Here is a 24,699-nt window from a genome sequence, read left to right as displayed (position 1 = left end):
AACTCAGCGAAACCATCCATGATGCCGGTCTGATGACTCGAAACCGAACCTTCTATATCAGTCGGATCGCTGCCTGGCTGGTGGTTTTGGCCGGTCTGCTCGCCGCCGTCATCGTCTTCGGGACCAGCTGGTTCCAACTGATCACCGCCGGTCTGATCGGGATGGTTATGGCACAGCTCGGTTTCCTCTCCCACGAAGCGGCGCATCGTGAGATCTTCGCCTCCAGGGCATGGAACGAGTGGACATCGCGCATCATCGCGGGATTGTTCATGGGGCTGAGCTTCAGCTGGTGGATGGCCAAACACAACACGCATCACGCCTATCCGAATCAGGAGGGTGTCGACCCCGACATCGACTCCAGTCTCATTGCAATGACCCCCAACGCCGCGGGCCGTCGCAGAGGGATAGGAGCCTTTCTCTCCAGTCACCAGGGCGCGTTCTTCGTCCCCCTGCTGTTCTTGGAGGGAGCGAACCTTCATTACGCATCGCTGAAGACCCTGTTCTCGGCTCCGAATGTGCCTCACCGCATCACCGAGATCGTGCTGATCGCGGTCCGGCATGGAGGCTATCTCTCGCTTCTCTTCGTTGTGCTGCCATTCGGCATGGCGTGCGCGTTCTTCGGTGTGCAGGTCGGCTTCTTCGGGATCCTTCTCGGTGGGGCCTTCGCCCTCAACCACATCGGGATGCCCACCGTCGAGAAGGGAATCCACATCGACTTCCTGCGCAGGCAGGTGGTCATGTCCAGGAATATCAAGGACGGGCCGGTGGCACGATTCTTCCTCGGCGGTCTGCAGTTCCAGATCGAACATCACCTGTTCCCGGCCGCGCCGCGCACCAGCCTCCCGAAGATGCAGACGATCGTCCGCGAGCGCTGCGCCCGCTACGACATCCCGTACACGGAGAGGACACTGACCGAGGCAGCGGCCACGGTTGTCGCCTATCTCAGCCAGGTCGGCGTGAGAGGACAGGATCCCTACACCTGTCCGCTCGTGCGACGATACCGAGGGTGACGTCCATGCCTGATCCTCAAACCGATGTGCCGCATCCACCACTCAGGAGCGAACCGATGAAGATCACACTGCATTCGAGCATGTGCGTTGCGTCCGGCAATTGCGGATTCGTCGCGCCCGAAGTCTTTTCGAACCCAGATGAGAATGAGGGATTTGCGAAGCTCAACGACACGTCACCTCCCGAATCGCAGCGGGAGGCCGTCCGGGCAGCAGAGTACCTGTGCCCGTCGAAGGCGATCCAGCTCGACGAGCATCAGATCCCTCCGCGCTGATCAGGGCCGGTAGTGCTGTGCCAACTTCTCCAGCCCCTCTTCGATGCTGACTCGGGGAGCCCAACCGAGGACTTCCTGCGTCCGCCGCTGATCGAACCAATGCGCGGTCGACAGCTGTTCGGCGAGGAACCTCGTCAACGGCGGTTCGTCGTCATGCTCTCCGAACTCCCACACCTTTTCGACCACAGACCCTGCTGCCAGCGCCGGTGCCACCGGAATGCGCAGCTTCGGCTCCGCCGCACCGCCGGCGATCGCGATGCGTGACATCAGCTCACCGATCGGCCGAGGCTGACCGTTCGTCACCACCAATGCCTCACCATGGGTGGAATCGACCGCGGTCACCGCCGCGACGATCGCCTCCACTGCATTGTCGACGAACAGGGTGTCGACCAACGCCGCTCCCGAACCGAGCACCGGCATCCGCCCCGATCGGGCGCGATCGATGACCCGTTCCGTGAGCTGAGTGTCACCAGGACCCCACATGAGGTGGGGCCGCAGGACGAGTACCCGGAAGTCGGACGAGTCCGCTCCCAGGGCAATCCGCTCACCGGCCCCCTTGGTCCGCGCATACTCGCCGCGCGCAGACTCCGGAGATGCCGGTTCAGCACCGTCGCCGATGATCGACTCACCGGTATGCGCCACTGAAGGAGATGAGATATGGACCAGACGCTGCACGCCGGCGGCCCGCGCCGCATCGACGAGTGTGCGGGTCCCGCCGATGTTCACGGCCTCGAAATCCTTGGGATCACCCATCATGGACACCTTCGCGGCCAAATGAACGACCGCCTCGGCGCCGGTGACGGCCTGATCGACGGCGGCCGCATCGGTCACCGAACCGATGACATCGACGGCACCGTCGACCCCTGAGGGGCGACGCTGCAGAGTGGTGACCTCGTGACCGGCGTTGACGAGCGCACGCGCGACGGACGAACCGAGCAGCCCGGAGGCTCCGGTGACGGTGATTCTCACTTCAGCTCCTCGTGAACGGGGACGACGCAGATTCGGGGGTGGCGCAGATATCGGCGATGCCTCTAGAAGCTTCCCCGCACCGGCCCACCAGCCAGGGCGCTGTCGGCCCAGGCGGCGAGTCGGGAGCGGTCGATCTTCGAATTGTGGCGGATGTCGGTGGGGAACTCGGGTGCCACGAGCACAGCGGTCAGATCATGACCGACCGCCTCGGCGACCTTCTCCCGCAGGCGCGCTGTCAGGTCCAAGGGCGCCAGACCGGGAGACAGCGAGGTGCCCTCGGCATCGAGCACCGCCACGAGCGCCTGGGTGCCGACGGGACCGATGCCGACGACAGAGTTGCGGGAGACCTGGGCATCGGCGTCGATGAGCGCTTCGAGGCCTCCGGGCCCGACCGGCCCGCGCGGGGTCGTGACGACATGCTGCAGACGTCCCTCGAGCCACACGCGACCGTTCTCATCGATGTGGCCGATGTCGTTCGTGCGGTGCCATGTCAGACCGTGCAGATCATCACGCGCAGAATCCGCACTGGTGCGCCAGAGGTTGTCGTAGCCAGACTTGATATGGGCGGCACTGACGACGAATTCGCCGAGGCGGCCCTGTACGGCCGCACCCTGCAGCAGCTCATCGGCCGAACGTCCCGACTCATCGATGGGGGCCAGGGCGAGTTCGACGCCGTCGATCGGCTGCCCCACGCAGACCCCGAGACCACCGGTGGCATCGGCGGCGGCCACGCCGTCACGGTCGATGTCGGTGAGCAGGAGCCCCTCGGTCATGCCATATGGGGAGTGGATGGACGCGTTCGGGAACACCTCGGCAATGGCATCCATAAGCTCCAGCGGCACGGGCGCACCCGCCGAGAGCACGAGTTCGACCCCGGCGCACGCTTCCCGCTGCTGCTCGTCGAGCTCTCCGGCGGTCGCGGCGACATTCGAGTATGCGGCAGGGGAGGCGAAGACCATGGTGGCCCGTCCGGCGATGATCGCATCGGCGATCGCTGTGGCCGTGAGCGTCTTCGGTTTCGTCACCGACATGTCCGGTGTCACCGAGGTGGCCCCGATGGCCGGTCCCAACAGGGCGAACGGTGGGAACCCAGCCACCAGACCGGTGCCTTCGGTGACGTTGAAGGTCCTGGTCAGCATGGCCGCCAGCGCGGAGATGTCCGCATGCGTATAGCGCACGCCCTTCGCCGGTCCCGTCGACCCGGAGGTGAAGAGGATCGCCGCATCGGCATCCGGTGACGGGGTCGGCAGCTCGGCCCGGTGCGGGGTGCGGGAGAGTGCCGTCAGGCTCGTCTCCGCCTTGAACATCCGGGAACGCACAGGCCCGAGCGGACGTACGGAGATGCGTCGTCCCGGCCAGCCGAAGGCGCGGGCCAGAGCGAGTCCGGGTAGTTCGCCGATGATCCACTGCGGATCAGCCGAGGTGATCGCCCGAGTCATTCCCTTCGGGCCGAGTCCGGCATCGGCGACGACGGCGACCGCACCGATCTTCAGGCACGCATAGAGGGCGGCGGTGAGGTTGTTGCCCGGAGGCACAAGCATGGACACCCGGTCCCCGGGCTTCACCCCGAGGTCGAGCAGCCCGTTCGCGATCGACGTCGTCACGTGCCACAGATGGCGCCACGTGATCTGCTGCGCCGGATTCTGCGCGAAGTCGACCGAGGCGATCGCCTCGTCCTCACGGCGGGCATCGAGGATCGCCGTGACGGGGCGGATATCAGCCTCGGACGCTGAGCCGGCGGCGGCAGGGATCGATCCCGTCGCCGAGGCGGCCGTGCCCTTCCGCTCGGACGATCCCTTCGCGGGGGCCGCCTCGGTGGGGGTGTTCGCGGTGGTGGGCGCATCGAACTGGGCGCTCAGCCAGTCGAGGACGAGACCGGGCACGTCGTGGTCTTCGCTGACGAGGTGGGAGGCCGTTTCGAATCGGTGCACATCGGCCTGCGGCAGGCGCTGGCGCAGGTCGCGCAGATAGCGTTCGAGGAACACCGGATCCTTCGGGCCCCAGACGAGCAAGGCCGGCTTGTCGAAGGCAGCGATGTCCTGGCCGATGCGCTGGAGTTCGGGATCGGAGGCATGAGTGCCATCGACGGGGATATCGGCGACGAAGTTGCCGATCGCCCATCGGTCCTCTGCCCTCCGGTACGGGGCGTGGAAGGCGTCCTTGATCTCGGCATCGAGGTCACCCAAAGCGAGGGTGACGCGTAGGAAACCGTCGGTGAGAACGGTGGCCGCAGGCAGCATGGGCCCGGCCAGGGTCGCGCGCAGCGGTGCGGGCACCGGGGCGTCCTCGGGCTGGTGGACGGCCGTGTTGAGGCTGATCGCCGCGGACACCAGTTCGGTGTTCCTGGCGGCCCAGCCGAGGGAGAGGACTCCGCCCCAGTCGTGACCGATCGTCACGATCGGGTGGGTGGCGGATCCGGTGGCGGCCACCTCGGCGAACAGGTTTGAGACGACCGCGTCGAAATCAGCGATGCGATCGGCGATGCGACGGACCTCTGCGGATTTCGGGGCCGGCATCGAGGAGTGGGCGAGCCGTTCGGAGAAGCCCATCTCGAGCTGGTCGGGGGCGATGAGCCGCCAGGCGCGGCCGCCGGACTGTGCGGCATCGATGGTGGCCTGCGCCAGCCTGCGCCACAGATACGACCAGGTCGGGTTGCCGTGGAGGGCAACGATCGTGCCCGTCGGCTCCACCCCGGCAGCGGTCAGGGCCGGCAGCGTGTCGAGCACATGGAACGCGTGCGTCCCGTCGGAGGTTTCCGCCTCGACGATTCGGGACCAGGCGGGGTCCCACTCGGGCAGCTGCGGGGGAGTCGTGGCCGGCCGTGCAGGAAATCTCATGAAGTCTCTACCACTCGATCTCGGTCATGGCGGTGTTGAGGCCGGAGCCGACGCCCATGCACAGGATGCGGTCGCCGGGTTTGAGGTTCTCGGCCTCACGGGACAGGGTGATGGGCAGGGAGGCGGGGCCGACGTTGCCCAGCTCCGGATAGCTCACGGGAATCCGGTCGGGGTCGAGGTTCGCGGCCTTCGTGATCGAATTCGTGTGCACATCGGAGACCTGGTGCATGACGTAGCGGTCCATCTCCCGCCAGTTCCAACCGGTCTCGTGGGCTTCCTCCCACGCGGCGACGACGAGTTCCATGCCGCCGGAGAGCAACCCCTTCGTGTCGGTGAACATTCCGTTGTGGTCACCGACGCACAGCTCGTGATGCTGGGTGGCCGCACGGGTGATGCCGCCGAGGATGCGGTGGCCCTCCGGATGTTTGTCGGCAGGGCCGAGGACGGCGGCGGCAGCGCCGGAACCCAGGGTCAGAGACGCGAATTCGTTGAGGTATTCCTCGCGGGTGATGCCCGGACGGTTGAGGCGACGCAGCGTCGCCTCCTGAACACGGGAGGCGTCTTCGCCGGCGACGATGAGGGCGTATTCGATCTGCCCGGCGTCGATCATGTTCGCGGCCAGGGTCATTCCGTTGACGAATCCGAGGCAGGCGTTGGCGATGTCGAAGTTCATCGCCTGGGGGCCGAGCCCGATGCCGGCGTGGACGCCGACGGCCACAGACGGTTCCAGGTGTTCGCGGGTCACGGAGGTGTTGACCATCAGTCCGATGGCGTCGGGAGGGACCCCCGCCTCGGCGAGGGCCTTCTTTCCGGCCGTGATCGCACCATCGGCGAACTGGTGGGGCTCATCCCAGTTGCGGCGGGCGTACACACCGGCGACTCGTTGGAGCAGACCCTGCGGCAGGTTGAGGGATGACAGCGTATCGGCGAGGCGCTCGTCGAATTCCTGCGAGGTCACTTCGTTCGGGGCCAGGGTCTCGGTCAGGCCGAGCAGGGCCACGTTCGAGTGCCGAAATGTTGCATTGCCATTCGCCAATTGAAGTACTCATCCCTTTTCGGGTCGTTCGTCGGTGTCGATATCGGCCGCAGAGGCGCGCGTGACGCGTCACGACGGGGGAATTCCGGACCTATCTTACCGCCCGGTTTCTGAGATGTTCATCAGCGTGTGAACCAGGTGAAGCCGTCATAGAGCAATCCTGTGGCGGCGAGCACAGCGATGACGGCGAGAACGAGCGAGGTCACAGTGTGCGAGACCTTCGACGTCTGGAAGCGCACGGCACGCGAATACGACATAGGACGATCGGTGACGTTGTGGCCGAACTGGGCGAAGATCCGCCAATCCATGACGTCGACGAGCGACTTAGCGGCGAGGGTGAAGACGATGATGCAGCCGATGCCCATGAACAGCAGGAACACGAAGCCGAAGAAGCCGAAGTCCTTGAAGAACGTCACCACCCGGTCGCCGATGGCCACGGCGAAGGCGGAGAAGCCGTCGCCGAAGGGCAGGGCGTCGAACGAGTCGGTGATCGTGGACAGGCTGATGTTGTCGCGCACAGTCTGCACGGACCCGATGTACATGAAGATCGACGCGGCCAGGGCGACGAGCAGGTTGATGATCGAGATCGTCGCATTGTCCGGCCAGAAGTCCAGGTGCTTGATCGTGTAGGTCGCCGACAGCGCCACGCAGATGATCGCGCCCGTCAGCGCGCCGATGGTGGCCGGCAGCAGCAGGTTGTTGAAGAACACGAAGGCGACGACGGCGATGAGTGCGGCACCGAGGATGTAGGTGAACACTGCGACGGTGTCGCCGTTGGCCGCGGTGGCAGCCCGTCGGTTGGCCTCGATCATCTGGCCGGAGTGCTGGACGTTGGCGGCGAGTTCGTTCTTCGTCGCTCGCGGCAGATCGGCGTCGTCGTAGCCCTGTGCGTTGTAGCCCTGCGCGTTGCTGGGAAGAACGCGGGTCTCGTCCTCGCTGCTCCACGGGCGACCGGACTGGTCGTAGCCGGGCTGGCCGTAGGGGTTCTGACCGTACTGAGTCTGTGGGTAGCCGCCCTGAGCACCGCCTCCACTGGCGGGGTTCCTGGGCTGCCATCGTCCGAGCTTCGCTCCGATGAAGTAGATGACGAAGACGACGAGAGCCGCGAGGACTCCGATGGAGATGCCGGCGCCGAGCTCGTTCATAAGGGTGACTTCCTGGGGATGGACAACGGTGGTCTTCTTTTCAGTCTATGGACTCATGCCGCTCAGAGCACGTTCCGTGGCCCATGTGCGCGCGGTTCGCAGCGATTTGCTGGTCGATCCACGGTGTTCTGGGCCGCGATATCACCGTGGATCGACCCAACATCTGTCGCGCTGCAGACCGTCTCGCGGCGCTCGGCCGCGCTGCAGACCGTCTCGCGGCGCTCGGCTTCGGTGCTGGCGGTTCCTGGGTATGGTGGGGTCAGGATCCGCCCACCGACGTCCGAAGGAGACACGCGATGAGCAACCCACAGGCATTCACCTCCGAGGCCCTGCCACTCGATGAGCAGGTCGTGCTCGTCACCGGGTCCGGTCGCGGCCTGGGCGCTGCGATCGCGAAGGCCTTCGCGCCCGAGGGTGCGGCCCTGGTCATCAACTACCGGTACTCGGCCGAGACCGCAGAAGAACTCGCCGAGGCGGTCCGCGCTCGCGGTGGACGTGCGGTGGCCATCGAAGCCGATGTCACCGATTCCCGCGCCGTCGACGCCATGTTCGAAACCGCGGCCGCCGAGTTCGGTTCTCCCGTATCCACTGTGGTCAACAATGCTCTCGCAGATTTCTCGTTCAACGGCGATGAACGCCAACCGGCCGACGAGATCGATTATTCGGATTTCGCCGATCAGTTCCGCGGTTCGGTCGAAGGTGCGGTCAACACGATCCAGGCCGCGATGCACGGTTTCCGCGAGCTCGGTTCCGGCCGCGTCATCAACATCGGCACCAACCTGTTCCAGGACCCGGTCGTGCCGTACCACGACTACACGGCAGGCAAGGCGGCGCTGCTGTCGCTGACCAGGACGTTCGCGAAGGACCTCGGCCCGGCCGGGGTGCGGGTGAACATGGTCTCCGGCGGACTGCTGCGCACCACCGATGCGTCCTCGGCGACGCCCGAAGAGGTCTTCGACCAGATCGCCGCCGCCAGTGCGCTGCGACGGGTGACGACTCCGGAGGACTTCGCCTCGGCGGTGGTGTTCTTCGCCTCTCCCGCCTCGCGTGCGGTGACCGGCCAGAACCTCATCGTCGACAACGGCCTCGTCATGGGGTGAGGCGGCCGACTGTGACATGGGCGGGCCGCGCCCGCCAGCGTGGACGAGGCTGGACAACCGATGGTCTGCGTGCAAGGGCGTCCCGGAGCCGGGAAGTGGACTTCAGAAACGGTCGAGGAAAGCCAAAGCCCGTTCGTAGAGCAGTTCTGCGCTGTCTTCGCGGTAGTCCGGGGTGGTCGGGTCGCTGAACAGGTGGGTGCTGCCCGGGTAGAGGAAGTACTCCGCCTGCGCACCCGCCTTCGTCGCAGACTCCATGAGCGTCTCAATCGTTCCCGGGCTACGCCAGGAGTCATCGACGGCGAAATGAGCCTGCACCGGAACTCCGGCCTGCCAGCGCGTCGGCTTCGGGAAGCCGCCGCCGTGGAAGAGCAGGACGCCGCGGGCGCGCGGATCGTTCTTGCCCATCTGCTGAGCGAGGGCGGCCCCCAGCGAGAATCCGCCGAAGACGAGATCGTCGCCGAGGTCCTCGCAGGCGTCCTTCACCCGATCGACGAGGGTCGAGAACCCGAGCTCCTGGGAGTGGGCGACTCCCGATTCTGCGTCGTCGAAGGTCCTGCCCGCATAGACGTCGGGAGTGTGCACGGCACATCCGGCCAGGGCGAAGCGTTCGGCGATGGCATCCATCCCGGACGTCCGCCCCAGAGCCGAATGGAGAAGGACAAGAGTGGTCATAGGAATCCTCTCACTCAGCGGCTGTGTCCGCGGGGGATGGTGAAGGTGTCCGCGCGGGCCGTGGCCCAGTCGTCTGCCCACTCCGAGGGGGTGTCATCAAGGAGTTCGCCGGGCTTCAGCCAGTCGTAGAGGCGAGCATAGGACCAGGATTCGGAGGCCGAGACATTGCGTCGCAGCATCGTCGGCTCCAGCTCGTCCGGTGCGGCCGCACCCATCGATGCCATGAGGCGGACCGCCTCGGCGACGACTCCGTCGTGGTAGTTGCGCACACGTTCGGCCTTGGTGGGAACGTCGATGGCGCGCGCTCGCCGCGGATCCTGTGTGGCGACGCCTACGGGGCATTTGCCCGTGTGGCAGGCCTGGGCCTGGATGCAGCCGACGGCCATCATCATCGCGCGGGCGGAGTTCGTGAAGTCCGCACCCTGGATGAGGCGTTTGACGATATCGGTGCCAGTGGCGATCTTGCCCGAGGCGCCGACCTTGATCTTCTTCCGCAGGCCCGCGCCGACGAGCGCGTTGTGGACGATCATCAGCCCCTGAGTCAGAGGCAGACCGACATTGTCCTCGAACTCCAACGGTGCAGCACCGGTGCCGCCTTCGGAGCCGTCGACGATGATGAAGTCCGGCAGGATCTGGGTCTCCACCATGGCCTTGACGATCGAGAGGAACTCCGTGCGCGAGCCGATGCACAGTTTGAATCCGGCGGGTTTGCCGCCGGAGAGCTCACGCATCTGCCGGATGAACTCGAGCAGCTCGATCGGAGTCGAGAACACCGTGTGTCCGGGAGGGCTGATGCAGGTCTGGCCGACGGGGATGCCGCGGATCTCGGAGATCTCCTCGGTGACCTTCGGCCCGGGCAGCACGCCGCCGATGCCCGGCTTCGCACCCTGGGAGAGCTTGAGCGAGACCATCTTCACCTGCGGGTCCTGCGCTTTCTCGGCGAAGATCTCGGGGGAGAATTCTCCTTCGGGGGTGCGGGCGCCGAAGTATCCGGTGCCGAGCTCCCAGATGAGGTCGCCGCCGTGCTCACGGTGATACGGCGAGATCGATCCCTCACCGGTGTCGTGGGCGAATCCGCCCAGCGCCGCACCCTTGTTCAGGGCCCGGATGGCGTTGTTGCTCAGCGAGCCGAAGCTCATCGCCGAGACGTTGAGCAACGAGATGTCGTAGGGCTGAGTGCACTCGTCACCGCCGATGCGCACGCGTGGTGGCCTGGGCGGATTGGGGATCGGCATGTTCGAGTGCATGAGCGCCTCGTAGCCGGCGCGGTCGACATCGTGCTCGGTGCCGAACGCGTGTTCCGAGTGGGTGCCTTTGGCTCGTTCGTAGATGGTGGTGCGGGTGTCGCGATTGAACGGGCGTCCGTCCCAGTTTCGTTCGATGAAGTACTGCTGGATCTCCGGCCGGATCGACTCCAGCAGGAATCGGGCGTGCCCAGCGATCGGATAGTTGCGCAGGATCGAATGCTTCTTCTGCGTGAGATCCCATGCTGCCAGCGCGCCGAGTCCGAGCGCCGAGGCGGCCGCCGCCGCTCCGGCGATCTGCTTGCCTGCCGTGTCGCCGGTGACCATCCGGACAATGGGGAATTGCCGTTTCATTGTGCCTCCTTGGACTGTCCTGATCTCGAGCCTAGACCGAGAACGTGCAGTTTTCAGGAAAGGCAGACCTGAGACAGTCGTGAACTGTCGGCGAACCGTCTCAGAACAGGCTGCCGAGACGCATCAGAACCGGAGGCTGGATCGTCTCAGAAGAGGCTGCCGAGCAGCGTTGTCACGAGCTCGTCGATCTGCATCGAATAGGCGACGATGAGGGTGAATCCGGTGGCAATCCACGCGATCTCCTTGTCCTGCGCGTAACCGCGCAGCGGCTCCCGCCGATAACGCAGGCCGCCGGCGAGAACGATGCCGAGATCGATGAGCCACCAGATCCCCAACCCGCCGAGGCTGAGCAGCTTGAGCGCGCCCGTGAGGTATCGGCCGGTGTAGAACCGATCAAGACCGAGGACCCCGAAGAGCATCGACAGCAGCCAGGTGATGACGAAGGAGCGGTTGCCGGGCACGTCCGCGGGCTGGCTTTCGGAAGGCGCAAGCGATTCCAGGGACGAGGTGGGGTCACCGGGGGAGGGCGCGGCTGGGTTCTGTGGAGCAAAGGGTGAGTCAGAGGGTGCGGCAGAGCGGTTCGCGGGGTCTGCGCTGAGTGCGGGAATCTCGCTGGTCGCCGTCATCGCTGGCACGTCCATTCACTGCTCGTCGAACTTATGGTCTTCAGCCTAGAAGTCGCAGGGCCGCCTCCGCGATGGGGTTATCCTCCGCATCCCCGCGGTGTTGTGCGATCCCGCAGGTACACGCGGGGCACACCGGCGTCGGGTGCCCACAGCCACCCGCGGTGTCCGGACTCACACGGTCCGGGACCCGGAATCGTTTGAGCCGCGAATGCCGGAGGCATAGCGTAGGGCTCATGAGCACAGGTGAGCCGAGTCCGACGAGCACTCGGCGTACCGTAGCCGCGGTCTTCCTCGCGGGAGTCTCCGTCTTCCTCGTCCTCTACGAGACCCAGGGCCTGCTGCCGGCGATCCGCGACGCCTACGGAATCGACGGTCCGACGGCGAGCCTGACCGTGTCCGCGACGAACGTGGCCATGGCCTGTTTCCTCATTCCCTTCTCCATGCTCGCCCCGCGGATCGGCCACGCCCGCCAGATCGGTGCTGGGGTGATCGTCGCGGCGATCCTCGCGCTCGTCCTTCCCTTCACTCCGACCCCGGAGCTGCTCATCGTCGTCCGGTTCCTCCAGGGACTGGCGATCGCCTCGGTGCCGGCCACGGCCATGGCCTATCTGTCGCTTCGTCTGCCGCCGGCCGCGCTGCCCGGGGCGATCGGGGTCTACATCGCCGGCAACACGATCGGCGGGCTCTGCTCGAGGTTGCTCACCGGGCTGGCGTCGGAATTCCTCGGCTGGCACGGTGGGCTTGCGTTCACCGCGGTCGTGTCGCTGATCTTCGGGCTCATCGTCGTCTGGCTGCTGCGCCACGATCTCTTCTCCACCGCCCGCAGCCGGGCTGTCCTCGACACGGACGACTCCATTCCGTCCGACACGAATCCCACCCTCGCCGAGGCGGCCGACCCTGACGCTGTCACCGAAGGTGACGGCAGTGCCAGCAATGCTCTCGCCGACGGTGACGGCGTCCCGGCCGCCACCGATGGGTCCGTCGACGGCGATGCCGACTCTTCCGGCGACGCCGCCGCCGACGACGGTGGGGCTGGGAGCGCGCAGCCGCCTCGGCGAGCGATTCCGCTGCGCGGAGGTCTGTGGAGGATCTACCTCACCGGGTTCCTGTGCATGATCGTCTTCGGCGGATCGTTCACGATGCTCGGCACCCGCCTCCAGCAGGATCCGTGGCACCTGAGCGAGGGCGCAGTCGCGCTGTTCTTCCTCATCTACCTCGTCGGCACCGTCGTCACCACGTATTACGGCCGCTTGGCCACGAAGTACCCACGCACTCGGATCACCCTGGCGGGAATGGTCATCGCGCTCGCCGGTGCGGGGCTGACTCTGGTCGATTCGCTCGTGGTGATCATCATCGGCATGTCGCTGCTCACCGCCGGATTCTTCCTCGGACATACGGGTGCCTCCGCGGCGGCGAGTGCCGCCCGGCCGGGAGTCGACTCGACCCGTTCTGCAGCCATCTACCTCACCGTCTACTACCTGGGCACGAGCCTCGGCGCCTGGCTCTCGGCGGTCCTCTTCGCCGACTTCGCTTGGCCGGGAGTCGTCGCCATGTGCGCGAGCTCACTCATAGTGGTCTTCGTCTTGACCCTGACCGGTGCTCCGCTAGGCTTCAGGAAACGCAGCTGATCGCTCGTTCAGTGTCGCCGGCGTCGGTGGCCTGTCGCCTGCGGCTGCGTCATGTTCCGCTTGTGCCGGTGGTTTGCGCACCGGCATCGTCGTCGAAAGGCCCATTCATGTCTGAGACCACCAACTCGACCGTCGTCTACGCGATCACCGACGGCGTCGCCCACGTCGAGATCGACCGTGCCGACAAGCTCAATTCGCTCACTCGCGAGGTATTCGAAGACCTCGTCGAGGCGGGGCTGGCACTTAAAGGTTCGAGCGAAGTCAAGGCCGTGGTCCTGTCCGGTCGCGGTCGTGCCTTCAGCGCCGGTCTCGACTTCACCGAGATGGCCCGGATCGCCGAGGCCGGAGCAGCGACCCGCTCATCCGCTGAGGAAGCAGCCGAGCAGGCCGCCGGTGCCGGTGAATCGGAAGCGGCGGACTCCGTGGCCACCGCCGTCGATATCGGCGAGCGGCTCGGTTCGGCCCGGGCCCTGGCGCAGAAAGCCGTGCACGTGTGGTCACTCGTCGAGGTTCCGGTCATCGCTGCCGTGCGCGGACCGGCGCTCGGCGGCGGGCTGCAGATCGCTCTCGGTGCGGACATGCGTGTGGCCGGACCAGACGCGAAGCTCTCACTCATGGAACTCAATTGGGGAATCATCCCCGATATGTGCGGCACCCAGCTGTTGCCGCGACTCGTGGGACCCGCTCAGGCGAAGAAGCTCATCGTCACCGCCGTCACGATCGGTGCCGAAGAAGCTCTGCGCATCGGCCTCGTCGAAGAAGTCGTCGAGGACCCTCTGGCCCGTGCTCTCGAACTGGCCGGGCAGATCGCGGGCCAGTCACGGTCGGCGCTGGTGTGGGCGAAGCGGCTTGTTGACCTGTCCTATGACTCCGACTTCAGCACCGGACTCGACGCCGAACAGGAAGCGCTCGCCGCGCTGTTGGGCACCGACGAGCAGAAGCAGGTCGTCGCCACTCGCCTGGCCGCGATGAAGGCCCGCGCCAAGGGCTGAGTCAGGACCCGCGGTTGGAGGGGAACTCCGGGCGGACTGGATCGATGATCCTCTCGGAGGTGATCGCCTCGGCGACGGTGGGGAATTCCGCGAGTTCACGCAGCAGCACGAACGTCGGACGCATGAGCTTCAGCCGTCCGGCTCCCTCATCTGCGAGGATCCCGGTCACCGAGCGCCACTCGCTCGTGTGCGCCTCCGTCGTCTGATGCTGGGCGGCGGCGAGCTCGGGAGCCGCGATCGTATAGAAGTACGTATCGAAGCGCTTGGGCCGACCCAATGGAGTCACCCAGTTCGCCCACGGCTTGAGCCCGGCCGGGTCGAGGACCGCGCCCGTCTCCTCCTCGACCTCGCGCACAGCGGTGGCCAGCAGGACGCGCCACCCTTCGGCATCCTCGGCGATGGTCGAGTCGGACCACGCGGACGTGTGCACCTGCGGATCGGGGACGGTGATGGTCGGTGCGGTCGTCGCATCGACGGGGTCGACGCGGCCACCGGGGAAGACGACGACGCCGGCCGCGAAATCCATCGTCGACACCCGGTGCTGGACGAACACCTCGATCCCTTCGTCCCCGTCGCGGAGCATGAGCACGCTGACGGCGGGCCTGATCGGGACCGCCTCGGCGTCGGCGATATCGGGACCGCGGCTCGCGCTGTCGGCGGTATCCGAACGGTCGGAACCCTCGGGGTTGATGTCTCGAATCACGTTCAGCACCTTCGCTCTCAGCAATTGATGTCTGCTTCCAGTATGCCCGGGCTCGGGCAGAGGGCCGACGGTGGGGTGGGGCGAGTGCGCGCGGGGCGGGCAGGATACGATGGATGGCAATCTGACATCCTCCATCTGAGGCCGATAACCCAACCGGTGACGAACAGGGCGGGGCTGAACGGGCACTATATGAGCAGTTTCGGGATCTATCCGTTCTTCAACATCAATCAGGCTTGGCCGAACTGGCTGATCGTCATCCTGCTGTTGGTCGACATGATCATCCGCATCATCGCGCTCGGGTGGATTCCGCACAATCGCAGGCCGTCGGTCGCGCTGGGCTGGCTGCTTGCGATCTTCCTCATCCCGTATGTGGGCATTGCGGCGTTCCTGCTGCTGGGATCGTCGAAGCTGCCGAAGCGGCGGCGGGACAAACAGTCGAAGATGAATGACCTCTTCCGGGATCAGATCCGCCACCAGGCGATCGTCGGACGCCAGGACCATATGCCCGAACCGCTGAGCACCGCAGCGCAGCTCAACTTCGATCTCGGTGCCCTGCCGATGACCCACGGCAACTCCTTCGACCTCCACGTCGACAACCACGCCTGCATGGAGGCGATGGCCGATGCCGTCGACCGAGCACAGCGGTTCGTCCACTTCGAGTTCTACATCGTCGCCATCGATGACACGACGAGGCGGCTGCTCGAATCGCTGCTGGCCGCGCACCGGCGCGGTGTGAGTGTGCGGGTCCTCATCGACCATGTGGGATCGCTGGGCTACCCGGGCTACTCGGAACTGGTGAAGAAGCTCGACGGTTCGGGCATCAGCTGGCGCCGTGCCCTGCCGATCCGCCCCTGGAGGGGCGAATACCAGCGGCCCGACCTGCGCAATCACCGCAAGATCCTCGTCGTCGACGGGGAGGTCGCGTTCACCGGTTCGCAGAACATCATCGACCGCACTTACAACAAGGCTCGCAACCGCCGGAAGGGCTTCCAGTGGAAGGACCTGTCGGTGGAATGCCGTGGGCCGGTCGTCGAAGAGCTCGATGCCGTGTTCATCACCGACTGGTATTCGGAGACCGACGAGATCCTCGACGAACCCGACAGCTTCGAGCTCGAGGCCCCCGAGTTCGGCGGCGTCCAGGCGCAGATCGTGCCGTCGGGTCCCGGCTTCGAGGACGAGAACAATCTGCGCCTGTTCAACCACCTCATCTACAACGCGAATCGTCGCGTCGTCGTCTGCTCACCGTATTTCGTGCCCGACGAGTCCCTGCTGCACGCGCTGACGACCGAGGCCAGATCGGGAGTCGATGTGCGTCTGTACGTCGGCGAGACGAGCGACCATTGGCTGACCCACAAGGCGCAGCAGTCGTACTATGACGAGTTGGTGCGCGCCGGGGTGCGGATCTTCATGTACCACGCTCCGACGGTGCTGCACTCGAAGTTCCTCATGATCGACGACGAGGTCTCGATCATCGGCTCGTCGAATATGGACGAGAGGTCCTTCGCGATGAACCTCGAGGTCACGCTCTTCATCGTCAACAAGGAATTCACGCAGCGCATGTACGACCTCGAGGCCGAACGCTATGCACCGAATTCGGTCGAGCTCAATGCCGAGGAATGGCAGGCGCGGCCGCTGCTGAAGAAGTATCTGGAGAACGTGGCCCGCCTGACGAGCTCGCTGCTGTAGGCGCCGGCCCACCAGCGGCGGATTCCGCGAACAGCCCAGAAAAAGGTGAACAGCCCTGTTTCAAACATGGGCTGTTCACCTTTTCCTGGGCTGTTGCCGACTGACTCAGCCAGTCTGCCGTTGCTCAGTCGTCGTCGGCGACTCCTGCCGGTCCTTCGTCGTCGAGGTGACGCTCGGGATCGGTGATCGAGTCCTGGGCCTTCGGCGACGGCTTGTGCTTCGCCGTGGTGTTCGACTTCGCTGTTTCCTGCGCGGCGGTGGTGCTCTTCGCGGTCGTGTCTGCCTTCGCACCAGTCGAGTCCTCGTCGCCGTCGAATTCGGAGACGGGAGTGTTCGTGGCAGCGGCGGCGTTGACCTTGTCGGCCGCGGTCTGAACGGCATCGGCGACTGCCGGCGACTTCTCGCGGATAGACTGGTTGGCCTTCTCGACGGTGTCCTGGACGCGCGGGTCGGTCCACAGATCCTGAGCCTGGGCCTTCAGCCGTTCGTAGCTCTGGCGCCCGGTGCGTGATCCCAGAATGAATCCGACTCCGAGACCGGCCAGGAGAATCAATCTCTTCTTCATGGTCTTGCTCCTCTTCGCAACTCGACGTCACCGTATTCGGCTCTGCTGTGCGACACAGATCCGGGCAACGATGTGGCAGCGCACGGGCACTGTGCCCTCAAGATCCAGCTTATACCGAGTCGTGCTCGTACGGGTATGGATTCACCCGCGCCGTCATCGCAGATTCTCGACGATCCCGGGTTCGGCACGCGGGATCCCGGCTCGGCACGCGTGGCCCGGGGGTTGGAAGCCGGGACCTGCAGCAGGTTCCGGCTCGACTCAGCCGAGGCTCGGCTGCTGCTGGGTGATGCAGTGGATTCCGCCGCCGCGGGCGAAGAGTTCGCGTGCATCGACCCCGACGACCTTCCGCCCCGGGTAGACGCGCTCGAGCACGGCTGCCGCCTCGGCGTCCATCGGATCGTCGAAGGTGCAGGCGATGACCCCGCCGTTGGTGACGAGGTGATTGACATACGAATAGTCGACCCACCCTTCTTCGTCGCGCAGCACCTCGGGCGCCGGGATCGGCACCACCTCGAAGGGCGTGCCGTCGGCGGTGGTCTCGGCCGCGAACTGCTCCTTGAGTGCGCGACTGAATTCGAAGTCCGGATGTTCGGGATTGCGCTGATCGTGGACGAGGACGACGCCGGGGCTGGGCATCGCGGCGACGATGTCGACGTGTCCACGGGTGCCGAAGGTCTGATTGTCCCGGTGGAGTCCGCGGTCGAGCCAGATGACCTTCTTGGCCCCGATCGTGCGCGCGAATTCGGCTTCCACATCGGCTTCGGTGAGTCCCGGATTGCGGCCGGGGTCGAGCTGGACGCTGCGCGTCGCGAGCACCGTGCCCTGACCGTCGACGTGGAATCCGCCGCCTTCGTTGCGCAGATCCGAGGACACCACGGGAGTCCCGGCGAGGCCTGCGACGAATTCTCCGATGTGCTCATCGTGATCCCACGTCGCCCACTCCTGCGCGCCCCACCCGTTGAACACCCAGTCCACAGCGTGCAGCGCACCCGCCTCGTCGACGACGAAGCTCGGCCCGATATCGCGCATCCACGCATCATCGAGTTCGGCGTTGACGAGCGTGATCTCGTGGTTGATCCCCTCGCCGAGGTGGCGCTTGGCATGATCGGTCTGTGCACTGGTCACGACGACCGTGACAGGGGTGAATTCGCTGGTGGCGCGGGCAACTGCGGCCCACGTGGCGCGTGCCGCCTCGGCCTCGGCTTCCGTGTCGCCGAGCGCGTAGCCGGAGGACGGGAACGCCATCCAGACTCGGTCCTGGGCGGCGGTCTCCGCCGGCATGTGCAACGTCATCGTTCGTCCCTTCGCTGGTGGACTGTCGCTGAGCCGAGTGTAGCCAGAATCTCGCCGAGGCGGTCGACGGATTTCGTTGCCGCCCGCCCGGCTCTCGGCTCGTTTCCGCGGACGCTCACCCCACAGGCCAGGGCGGCCATGTCGATTCCGTATAGTCAGGCGAAGAACAGGCAAGCAGAACGTGCCAAAGGAGGCATCAAGTGTCAGCAGCAGACGCAGCATTCGGACGGCAGGGGACGGGGCCTCTGGCCGGAACCATCGTGGCCGATTTCTCCCGAGTCCTCGCCGGCCCCTACGCGACGATGATGCTTGCGGATCTGGGTGCCACGGTCATCAAGGTGGAGGGGAAGACCGGGGACGATACACGTCACTGGGCGCCGCCTCGGCGAGGGGATGATGCGACGTATTTCCTCACGGCGAACCGGAACAAGCACTCCGTCGTCCTCGATTTCAAGGACTCCGACGACCTCTCCTTCGCCCAGCAGCTCGCTGCTCGCGCGGATGTGCTCGTGGAGAACTTCAAGGCCGGGGGACTGGCGAAGTACGGCCTCGACTATGAGACGGTCAGCGCGGTCAATCCGGGCATCGTCTACGCCTCGGTGACGGGTTTCGGTCGCGACAATCCTCAGCCGGGCTACGATCTGCTCATCCAGGGTCTGTCCGGATTCATGTCGGTCACCGGCTCCGAGGAGTCGGGCCCGGTCAAGGCGGGTGTCGCTGTCGTCGACGTGATCACGGGACTGCATACGGCGGTCGGCATCCTCGGCGCGCTCAACCACCGCAAGGACACCGGGATCGGTCAGCTGGTCGAGACGAATCTGCTGTCCTCGGCGCTGTCCGGGCTGGCGAACCAGACCTCGGCATATGTGGCCGGCGGCGTGACTCCGCAGGCGATGGGCAATAAGCACCCGAGCCTCTACCCGTACCAGCCGATGCCCACGGCGGAGGGCCAGATCATCATCGCGTGCGGCAACGACAAGCAGTTCGCCCGGCTCGCCGAGGTGCTCGGCCACCCCGAATGGGCGACCGATGAACGGTTCGCGAACTTCGCCGACCGCAACGTCAACCGCGATGACCTCGAGCCCGAGCTCATCGCCGCGTTGAGTGAGAAGACGAACCAGGAATGGTTCGACATCCTCACCGAGGCAGGGCTGCCCTGCGCGCCGATCAACTCGATCGCTCAGGGTGTGGACCTGGCATCGTCGCTGGGACTCGAGCCCGTCGCCGAGGCGGGTCAGGGCGATCGCGTCATCCCCACCGTCCGCAACCCGATCCGGTTGTCCGAGACCCCGCCGAGCTACGAACTGGCTCCGCCGACGCTCGGCGATTCCACGGAAGCGGTCAAGGCGTGGCTGAGGGCGGCCGAATAGACCTCGGGCGTGCGCCGCGAATCGGCAAGTAATCGTGAGGAAGTCATCTTGCGCCTGATGACCGCGAATGATTCTGCCGCTGCCCGGGCGGGCAGTGCCACAGCTGAAGTACCCTATTGACTGTGCGTTGTCACCGAGAGATCTGCCAAGCGACCGATGAGGCGCGGGACCTGCGGTGACGGCAGTCGTATTCCCAAGAGAATTCCGGAACCGAGATGGACAATGAGTCGACCGAGGTCACACCTCGGAGACGTTCGGCGGTGAAACGGACCCTGATGGTCATCGCGATGGCGATCACAGGGTTCCATATCTTCGCCAGCTTCCTGTGGATCGCCCCTGCCTCGACGGCGAGGGAGGTGATTCCCGGTGACCTGCTCTCCAAATACATGATCCCGCTGTGGGGACAGTCGTGGAGCGTGTTCGCCCCCGAGCCGATCAACGGCGACTACTACTTCGATGTGCGCGCGGTGATCAAGACCGACAGCGGCGAAGAGATCACTCAATGGGTGCGGGCTACCGATGTCGAACTCGACCACTCGACATACAAGCTGTTCCCGCCGCGGTCGGCGGGGCTGGGCATCGGAGTGGCCTCGGACATCAAAGGTTCGTGGGAAGATCTGCCCGACGATCAGAAGGCGATCGTCAAACTCGACTACTTCAAGGGCGACGATTCCGTCGACCGGCTGGAGACGAAGCTGGGGGAATACGACGACCCGGAGAACGCGATTCCCGCCTACCTGGAGAGCGAACATCTGGCCACGGCGTATGCGACGCAGGTGGCGAAGGCCATCTGGGGCGACGACGTCCAGCGCGTCCAATACCAGGCCGCCCGTCAGAACGTCGTGCCTTTCGCCGAACGCAACGACAAAGACGCGAAGCGTCCGAACATCCAACCCGTCCCCGTGGGATGGCGCGCACTCGTCGTCGAAGATCATCAGTCCCAAGAGGAATTCACGAAGTACTTCTGTGCCTCGGACGAAGTGAGGTGCGTCGGTGAACAGTGATGACACGACCCGCACAGGCGGGGACGACCACGATGCAGAGGTCACTGACCAGCGGACCGGCACGGCCGCCTCGGCGCAGGGCCGGGTGAAGGACTCCGCGGGCCACGCGAACGCCGGCACCGCCTCGGCGCGGAAACCGGAGAAGGACCACGGTTCGGACTCCGCCGGCCGCGGAAACGATGGGACCGCCTCGGCGAGTGATTCGGCTCCTGAATTCGGGCTGGTCCCGGTGACGACCCTCGTGCGGACGAAGCTCGCGCAGGGGTGGAACTGGCTCGAGGAGATGCTCACCGGCCGGTACCACGCGACATACGGGCTGGCGGTGACACGGATCCTCATCGGATTCGCCGGTCTCGGCCTCATCCTCACGAACTTCAGCGCTCGGCATTACACCTTCGGTGTGGGATCGGCCTGGAACGGGGAGATCGCCGAACCCAAGAGCGATTTCCCGACCATCTGGCTCTTCTCCCTCTTCCACCGAGCGGTGACGACGCCGCCGCTGTTCACGGCGATGATGATCGGGCTCGCGCTGCTGGCGATCGTCATCATCCTCGGGTGGCGCACAAGGATCGTCCTGCCGATCTACCTCGTGCTGTGGGTGAGCTTCATCGAGCTCAACGACGGGGCAGGGGATCAGGGCGACAACGCCTACCGGATGTTTATGATCGCCATGCTCTTCGCCGATACGACCCGCAGATGGTCCCTCGACGCCAGGCGGCGCGCGCGGAACCCGGAGTTCCCGGACAACGACGGCGGGCAGTGGCGCTGGGCGCTCATCATGGCCAACAATCTCGCCATCGTCGTGCTCGCGTTCCAGGTGTGCGCAATCTACATGTCCGGCGGTCTGTACAAGGCCGGAGGCGAGGCCTGGCAGCACGGATTCGCCGTGTACAACCCGCTGCACACTCAGCAGTTCGGCACGTGGCCGGTGCTGTCGGACCTGATGACGGCGTGGGGGCCGATGGTCGTAGCGATCTCGTGGGGATCGATCCTCTTCCAGTGCGCCTTCCCGTTCATGCTGTTCAACCGCTACACCCGCATCATCGCGCTGCTGGGCATCCTGTCCTTCCACTTGGGCATCGCGCTGCTCATGGGCCTGCCGTGGTTCTCGCTGACGATGATCGCCGTCGATGCGATCTTCATCCGCGACCGTTCATTCGCGAAGGTCAGCGCCTATCTGCGGCATTGGTGGACCTCATCGGCCCCGCGGGGTGCTGGTGGGGATGGTGGTGGTTCCGCCGGTGGCCGCGGCGGTTCGGGTGCTCGCGGTGGTTCGGGTGCTGCCAAGGGCGGGTCTGCGAAGACTCGTACGCGGTCGTCCGCAGGCTCTCGCGGCAAGTAACCGTCGCGCATAGCGCTCAGCAACCGGCAGATGCTGAAATGGGACACCCTGCTCTGAAATTCTCACCGAAGAAAGTGAGCGATCCAGAGCAGGGTGTCCCATTTCTGTGCTGTGCCGCGCTGCGGTCAGCGAAACAGCCCAGTTTGAGTTGAATAGCCCATGTTCAAATAGGTGCTATTCAACTCAAACTGGGCTGATTCCGCGCAGCACGCCCCAGCCGGGAGCCTTACCGCTTGGGGCGCAGCTCCAGGCCGGTGGCCTCGGGGTCTTCGGGCAGGTTGACGACCACGGTGTCCCCGTCGACGATGTCGCCGGCGAGCAGAGCGCGGGCCAGCTTGTCGCCGATCTCGCGCTGGACCAGCCTGCGCAGCGGCCGGGCACCGAACGCCGGATCGTAGCCTTCGAGCGCCAACCAGTCCTCGGCTCCCTGAGTGACCTCGAGCGAGACACGACGGTCGGAGAGCCGGCGCGACATGTGCGAGATCTGCAGATCGACGATCGACGCGAGTTCGGTCTGGCTGAGCGCGTCGAAGAGCACGATGTCATCGAGACGGTTGAGGAACTCGGGCTTGAACGTCGCATGCACGACATCGAGCACCTTGCTCCGCTGCTCCTCGGTCGACAGGCTCTTGTCGACGAGGAACTGCGAACCGAGGTTCGAGGTCAGGATCAGGATGGTGTTCCTGAAGTCGACCGTGCGTCCCTGACCGTCGGTGAGCCGACCGTCATCGAGGACCTGCAGCAGGATGTCGAACACGGACGGGTGCGCCTTCTCGACCTCGTCGAGCAGCACGACGGAGTACGGGCGACGGCGGACCGCCTCGGTGAGTTGGCCGCCCTCGTCGTATCCGACGTAGCCCGGAGGGGCACCGACGAGGCGGGACACGGTGTGCTTCTCACCGTATTCGCTCATATCGATCCTGATCAGGGCCTTCTCGTCGTCGAAGAGGAAGTCCGCGAGCGACTTCGCGAGCTCCGTCTTGCCGACGCCGGTGGGTCCGAGGAACAGGAACGAACCGGTCGGGCGATCCGGGTCGGCGACCCCGGCCCGCGAACGGCGGATGGCGTCGGAGACCGCGGCGACGGCGTTCTTCTGCCCGATGAGACGCTCACCGAGGATGCCCTCGGCTCCCAGCAGCTTCTCGACCTCGCCCTGGACGAGGCGTCCGGCGGGGATGCCCGTCCACGAGGAGACCACCTCGGCGATGTCGTTGCTCGAGACCTTGTCCGAGACCATCTGATCGGAATTCGCTCCCGCCTCGGCCTGGGCCTCGGCGGCTTCGGCCTCGGCGATCTCCTTCTGCACGGCAGGGATCTCGCCGTAGAGCAGACGGGATGCGGTCTCGAGGTCCGTGTCGCGCTGAGCCTTCTCGGCGGCCGAACGCAGCTCGTCGAGCTTCGTCTTCAGCTCACCGACCCGGTTGAGGCCGGCACGCTGGGACTCCCAGGTGGCCTCGAGTCCGCGCAGCTCCTCCTCCTTGTCGGCGAGATCGGCGCGCAGGGCGCTCAACCGCTCGATCGACGCGGAGTCTGTCTCCTTGGCCAGGGCCATGTCCTCCATCTTCAGGCGGTCCACGGCGCGGCGGAGCTCATCGATCTCGACCGGAGCCGAATCGATCTCCATCCGCAGGCGGGAAGCCGCCTCGTCGACGAGGTCGATGGCCTTGTCCGGCAGCTGCCTGCCGGTGATGTACCGGTTCGACATCGTTGCGGCCGCGACCAGGGCGCCGTCGTTGATCGAGACCTTGTGGTGAGCTTCGTAGCGTTCCTTGAGCCCGCGCAGAATCGCGATCGTGTCCTCGACGCTGGGCTCACCGACGAAGACCTGCTGGAACCGGCGCTCCAGAGCGGGATCCTTCTCGATGTTCTCGCGGTATTCGTCCAACGTGGTGGCACCGATCATCCGCAGCTCACCGCGGGCGAGCATCGGCTTGAGCATATTGCCTGCGTCCATCGAGGAGTCTCCGCCGGCACCGGCACCGACGATCGTGTGGAGCTCGTCGATGAAGGTGATGATCCGACCGTCGGCGTTCTTGATCTCCTCGAGCACGGCCTTGAACCGCTCCTCGAACTCACCGCGGTACTTCGCGCCGGCGACCATGGCGGACAGGTCGAGGCTGATGAGCGTCTTGTCGCGCAGCGATTCGGGCACGTCTCCGGCCACGATCCGCTGGGCCAGGCCTTCGACGACGGAGGTCTTGCCGACGCCGGGTTCACCGATGAGAACGGGGTTGTTCTTCGTCCTCCGCGAGAGCACCTGGACGACGCGGCGAACCTCTTTGTCGCGGCCGATCACCGGGTCGAGCTTGCCTTCCCGGGCGACGGCGGTGAGATCGATGCCGAACTTCTCCAGCGACTGCATCGTCTCCTCGGGGTTCTCCGAAGTGACCTTCTTTCCGGCACGCAGTTCGGGCAGGGCCGCGAGCAGCGCGTCCCTGTTGGCCCCATTCGCGCGCAGCGCCTCACCGGCGCCGTCCTTGCCGGCCGCAGCGGCGAGCAGCAGGTGTTCGGTCGAGACGAACTGGTCGCCGAGGGCCGTCATCTCCTCCTGCGCGAGGTTCATCATCTCCAGGCCGGCGCGGGAGAGTCCCGGCTGGCTGACGGTGGAACCGCTGACGGTGGGGAATCCGCTGATCACGGACTCGATGGACCGCAGCACGGTCTGCGGCTCAGCACCGACCTTCGTCAGCAGGGTCGCGGCGAGCGAATCGGGCTGGCCGAGCAGGGCCGCGACGAGGTGGGCCGGTTCGATCTGATTGTTCTTCCGGGCGACGACGTCGTTGACCGCAGTCTGCAGCGCCTCCCGGGATTTGGTTGTCATCTGTGCGTCCATGTACGCATCTCCTTCTCA

The 24,699-nt window shown here is 65.6% G+C and carries 20 protein-coding genes; 9 read left to right on the top strand and 11 right to left on the bottom strand.

The genetic code is table 11. The annotated features are described in order from the left end of the window. Window positions 1-32: 32 nt before the first annotated feature. Entirely contained in the window at window positions 33-1,010 is a 978-nt protein-coding gene (locus ACVZTU_RS16790) for a fatty acid desaturase family protein (RefSeq protein ID WP_482400915.1), read from the top strand. 56 nt (window positions 1,011-1,066) lie between these two features. Further along, a complete protein-coding gene (locus ACVZTU_RS16785) occupies window positions 1,067-1,282 on the top strand; it encodes a ferredoxin (RefSeq protein WP_167854476.1) in 216 nt (71 codons plus the stop codon). Here the strand turns inward: ACVZTU_RS16785 and ACVZTU_RS16780 are convergent, their stop codons facing one another. From ACVZTU_RS16780 to ACVZTU_RS16765, 4 genes are all read right to left on the bottom strand, one after another. Next, a complete protein-coding gene (locus ACVZTU_RS16780) occupies window positions 1,283-2,251 on the bottom strand; it encodes an NAD-dependent epimerase/dehydratase family protein (protein WP_482400914.1) in 969 nt (322 codons plus the stop codon). A 62-nt stretch (window positions 2,252-2,313) separates the two neighbouring features. After that, entirely contained in the window at window positions 2,314-5,088 is a 2,775-nt protein-coding gene (locus ACVZTU_RS16775) for an alpha/beta fold hydrolase (protein ID WP_482400913.1), read from the bottom strand. A 7-nt stretch (window positions 5,089-5,095) separates the two neighbouring features. Next, window positions 5,096-6,124, bottom strand: coding sequence for a 3-oxoacyl-ACP synthase III (locus tag ACVZTU_RS16770; RefSeq protein WP_482400912.1), 1,029 nt, complete (start codon window positions 6,122-6,124; stop codon window positions 5,096-5,098). 122 nt (window positions 6,125-6,246) lie between these two features. Further along, on the bottom strand, window positions 6,247-7,269 hold the full coding sequence (locus ACVZTU_RS16765) for a hypothetical protein (RefSeq protein WP_482400911.1): 1,023 nt from the start codon (window positions 7,267-7,269) through the stop codon (window positions 6,247-6,249). 296 nt (window positions 7,270-7,565) lie between these two features. Here ACVZTU_RS16765 and ACVZTU_RS16760 point away from each other — a divergent pair, with 296 nt between their 5' ends. After that, the gene (locus ACVZTU_RS16760) at window positions 7,566-8,369 is read left to right on the top strand and encodes a 3-oxoacyl-ACP reductase (RefSeq protein ID WP_180987753.1); all 804 of its coding nucleotides are present in this window, start codon (window positions 7,566-7,568) and stop codon (window positions 8,367-8,369) included. 102 nt (window positions 8,370-8,471) lie between these two features. Here ACVZTU_RS16760 and ACVZTU_RS16755 read toward each other — a convergent pair whose 3' ends face one another. From ACVZTU_RS16755 to ACVZTU_RS16745, 3 genes are all read right to left on the bottom strand, one after another. Then, on the bottom strand, window positions 8,472-9,041 hold the full coding sequence (locus tag ACVZTU_RS16755; protein WP_482400910.1) for a dienelactone hydrolase family protein: 570 nt from the start codon (window positions 9,039-9,041) through the stop codon (window positions 8,472-8,474). A 14-nt stretch (window positions 9,042-9,055) separates the two neighbouring features. Further along, window positions 9,056-10,639: an FMN-binding glutamate synthase family protein gene (locus tag ACVZTU_RS16750; RefSeq protein ID WP_482400909.1), complete on the bottom strand. Its 1,584-nt coding sequence runs from the start codon at window positions 10,637-10,639 to the stop codon at window positions 9,056-9,058. A gap of 146 nt (window positions 10,640-10,785) precedes the next feature. Continuing rightward, the gene (locus tag ACVZTU_RS16745) at window positions 10,786-11,265 is read right to left on the bottom strand and encodes a TM2 domain-containing protein (RefSeq protein WP_482400908.1); all 480 of its coding nucleotides are present in this window, start codon (window positions 11,263-11,265) and stop codon (window positions 10,786-10,788) included. Window positions 11,266-11,498: 233 nt separating this feature from the next. On the opposite strand from ACVZTU_RS16745, the gene ACVZTU_RS16740 reads away from it, so the two are divergent. Continuing rightward, window positions 11,499-12,893: an MFS transporter gene (locus tag ACVZTU_RS16740; protein ID WP_482400907.1), complete on the top strand. Its 1,395-nt coding sequence runs from the start codon at window positions 11,499-11,501 to the stop codon at window positions 12,891-12,893. A 107-nt stretch (window positions 12,894-13,000) separates the two neighbouring features. Further along, window positions 13,001-13,885, top strand: coding sequence for an enoyl-CoA hydratase-related protein (locus tag ACVZTU_RS16735; protein WP_482400906.1), 885 nt, complete (start codon window positions 13,001-13,003; stop codon window positions 13,883-13,885). A 1-nt stretch (window position 13,886) separates the two neighbouring features. Here ACVZTU_RS16735 and ACVZTU_RS16730 read toward each other — a convergent pair whose 3' ends face one another. After that, window positions 13,887-14,588 carry an NUDIX hydrolase gene (locus ACVZTU_RS16730; protein ID WP_482400905.1) on the bottom strand — a complete coding sequence of 234 codons (702 nt, stop codon included), beginning with the start codon at window positions 14,586-14,588 and terminating at the stop codon, window positions 13,887-13,889. A 189-nt stretch (window positions 14,589-14,777) separates the two neighbouring features. Between ACVZTU_RS16730 and cls the strand changes: the two genes are divergently transcribed. Then, window positions 14,778-16,274: a cardiolipin synthase gene (gene cls, locus ACVZTU_RS16725; protein ID WP_139469036.1), complete on the top strand. Its 1,497-nt coding sequence runs from the start codon at window positions 14,778-14,780 to the stop codon at window positions 16,272-16,274. Between the two features lie 124 nt (window positions 16,275-16,398). Here the strand turns inward: cls and ACVZTU_RS16720 are convergent, their stop codons facing one another. Further along, window positions 16,399-16,839, bottom strand: coding sequence for a hypothetical protein (locus ACVZTU_RS16720; RefSeq protein ID WP_139469037.1), 441 nt, complete (start codon window positions 16,837-16,839; stop codon window positions 16,399-16,401). A 258-nt stretch (window positions 16,840-17,097) separates the two neighbouring features. Then, the gene (locus tag ACVZTU_RS16715) at window positions 17,098-18,132 is read right to left on the bottom strand and encodes an agmatine deiminase family protein (RefSeq protein WP_139469038.1); all 1,035 of its coding nucleotides are present in this window, start codon (window positions 18,130-18,132) and stop codon (window positions 17,098-17,100) included. Between the two features lie 200 nt (window positions 18,133-18,332). On the opposite strand from ACVZTU_RS16715, the gene ACVZTU_RS16710 reads away from it, so the two are divergent. From ACVZTU_RS16710 to ACVZTU_RS16700, 3 genes are all read left to right on the top strand, one after another. Further along, window positions 18,333-19,502, top strand: coding sequence for a CaiB/BaiF CoA transferase family protein (locus tag ACVZTU_RS16710; RefSeq protein ID WP_482400904.1), 1,170 nt, complete (start codon window positions 18,333-18,335; stop codon window positions 19,500-19,502). Window positions 19,503-19,762: 260 nt separating this feature from the next. Then, entirely contained in the window at window positions 19,763-20,506 is a 744-nt protein-coding gene (locus ACVZTU_RS16705) for a DUF5819 family protein (protein ID WP_229664072.1), read from the top strand. Continuing rightward, window positions 20,496-21,848 carry an HTTM domain-containing protein gene (locus ACVZTU_RS16700; protein ID WP_482400903.1) on the top strand — a complete coding sequence of 451 codons (1,353 nt, stop codon included), beginning with the start codon at window positions 20,496-20,498 and terminating at the stop codon, window positions 21,846-21,848. The genes ACVZTU_RS16705 and ACVZTU_RS16700 overlap by 11 nt, the downstream gene beginning before the upstream one ends. Before the next feature lie 226 nt (window positions 21,849-22,074). Here the strand turns inward: ACVZTU_RS16700 and clpB are convergent, their stop codons facing one another. Beyond that, on the bottom strand, window positions 22,075-24,681 hold the full coding sequence (gene clpB / locus ACVZTU_RS16695; protein ID WP_482400902.1) for an ATP-dependent chaperone ClpB: 2,607 nt from the start codon (window positions 24,679-24,681) through the stop codon (window positions 22,075-22,077). Between the last annotated feature and the right edge of the window lie 18 nt (window positions 24,682-24,699).

The sequence above is a fragment of the Brevibacterium sp. OS20 genome (genome assembly GCF_056837565.1).
This window is presented reverse-complemented; position numbering and strand designations above follow the sequence as displayed.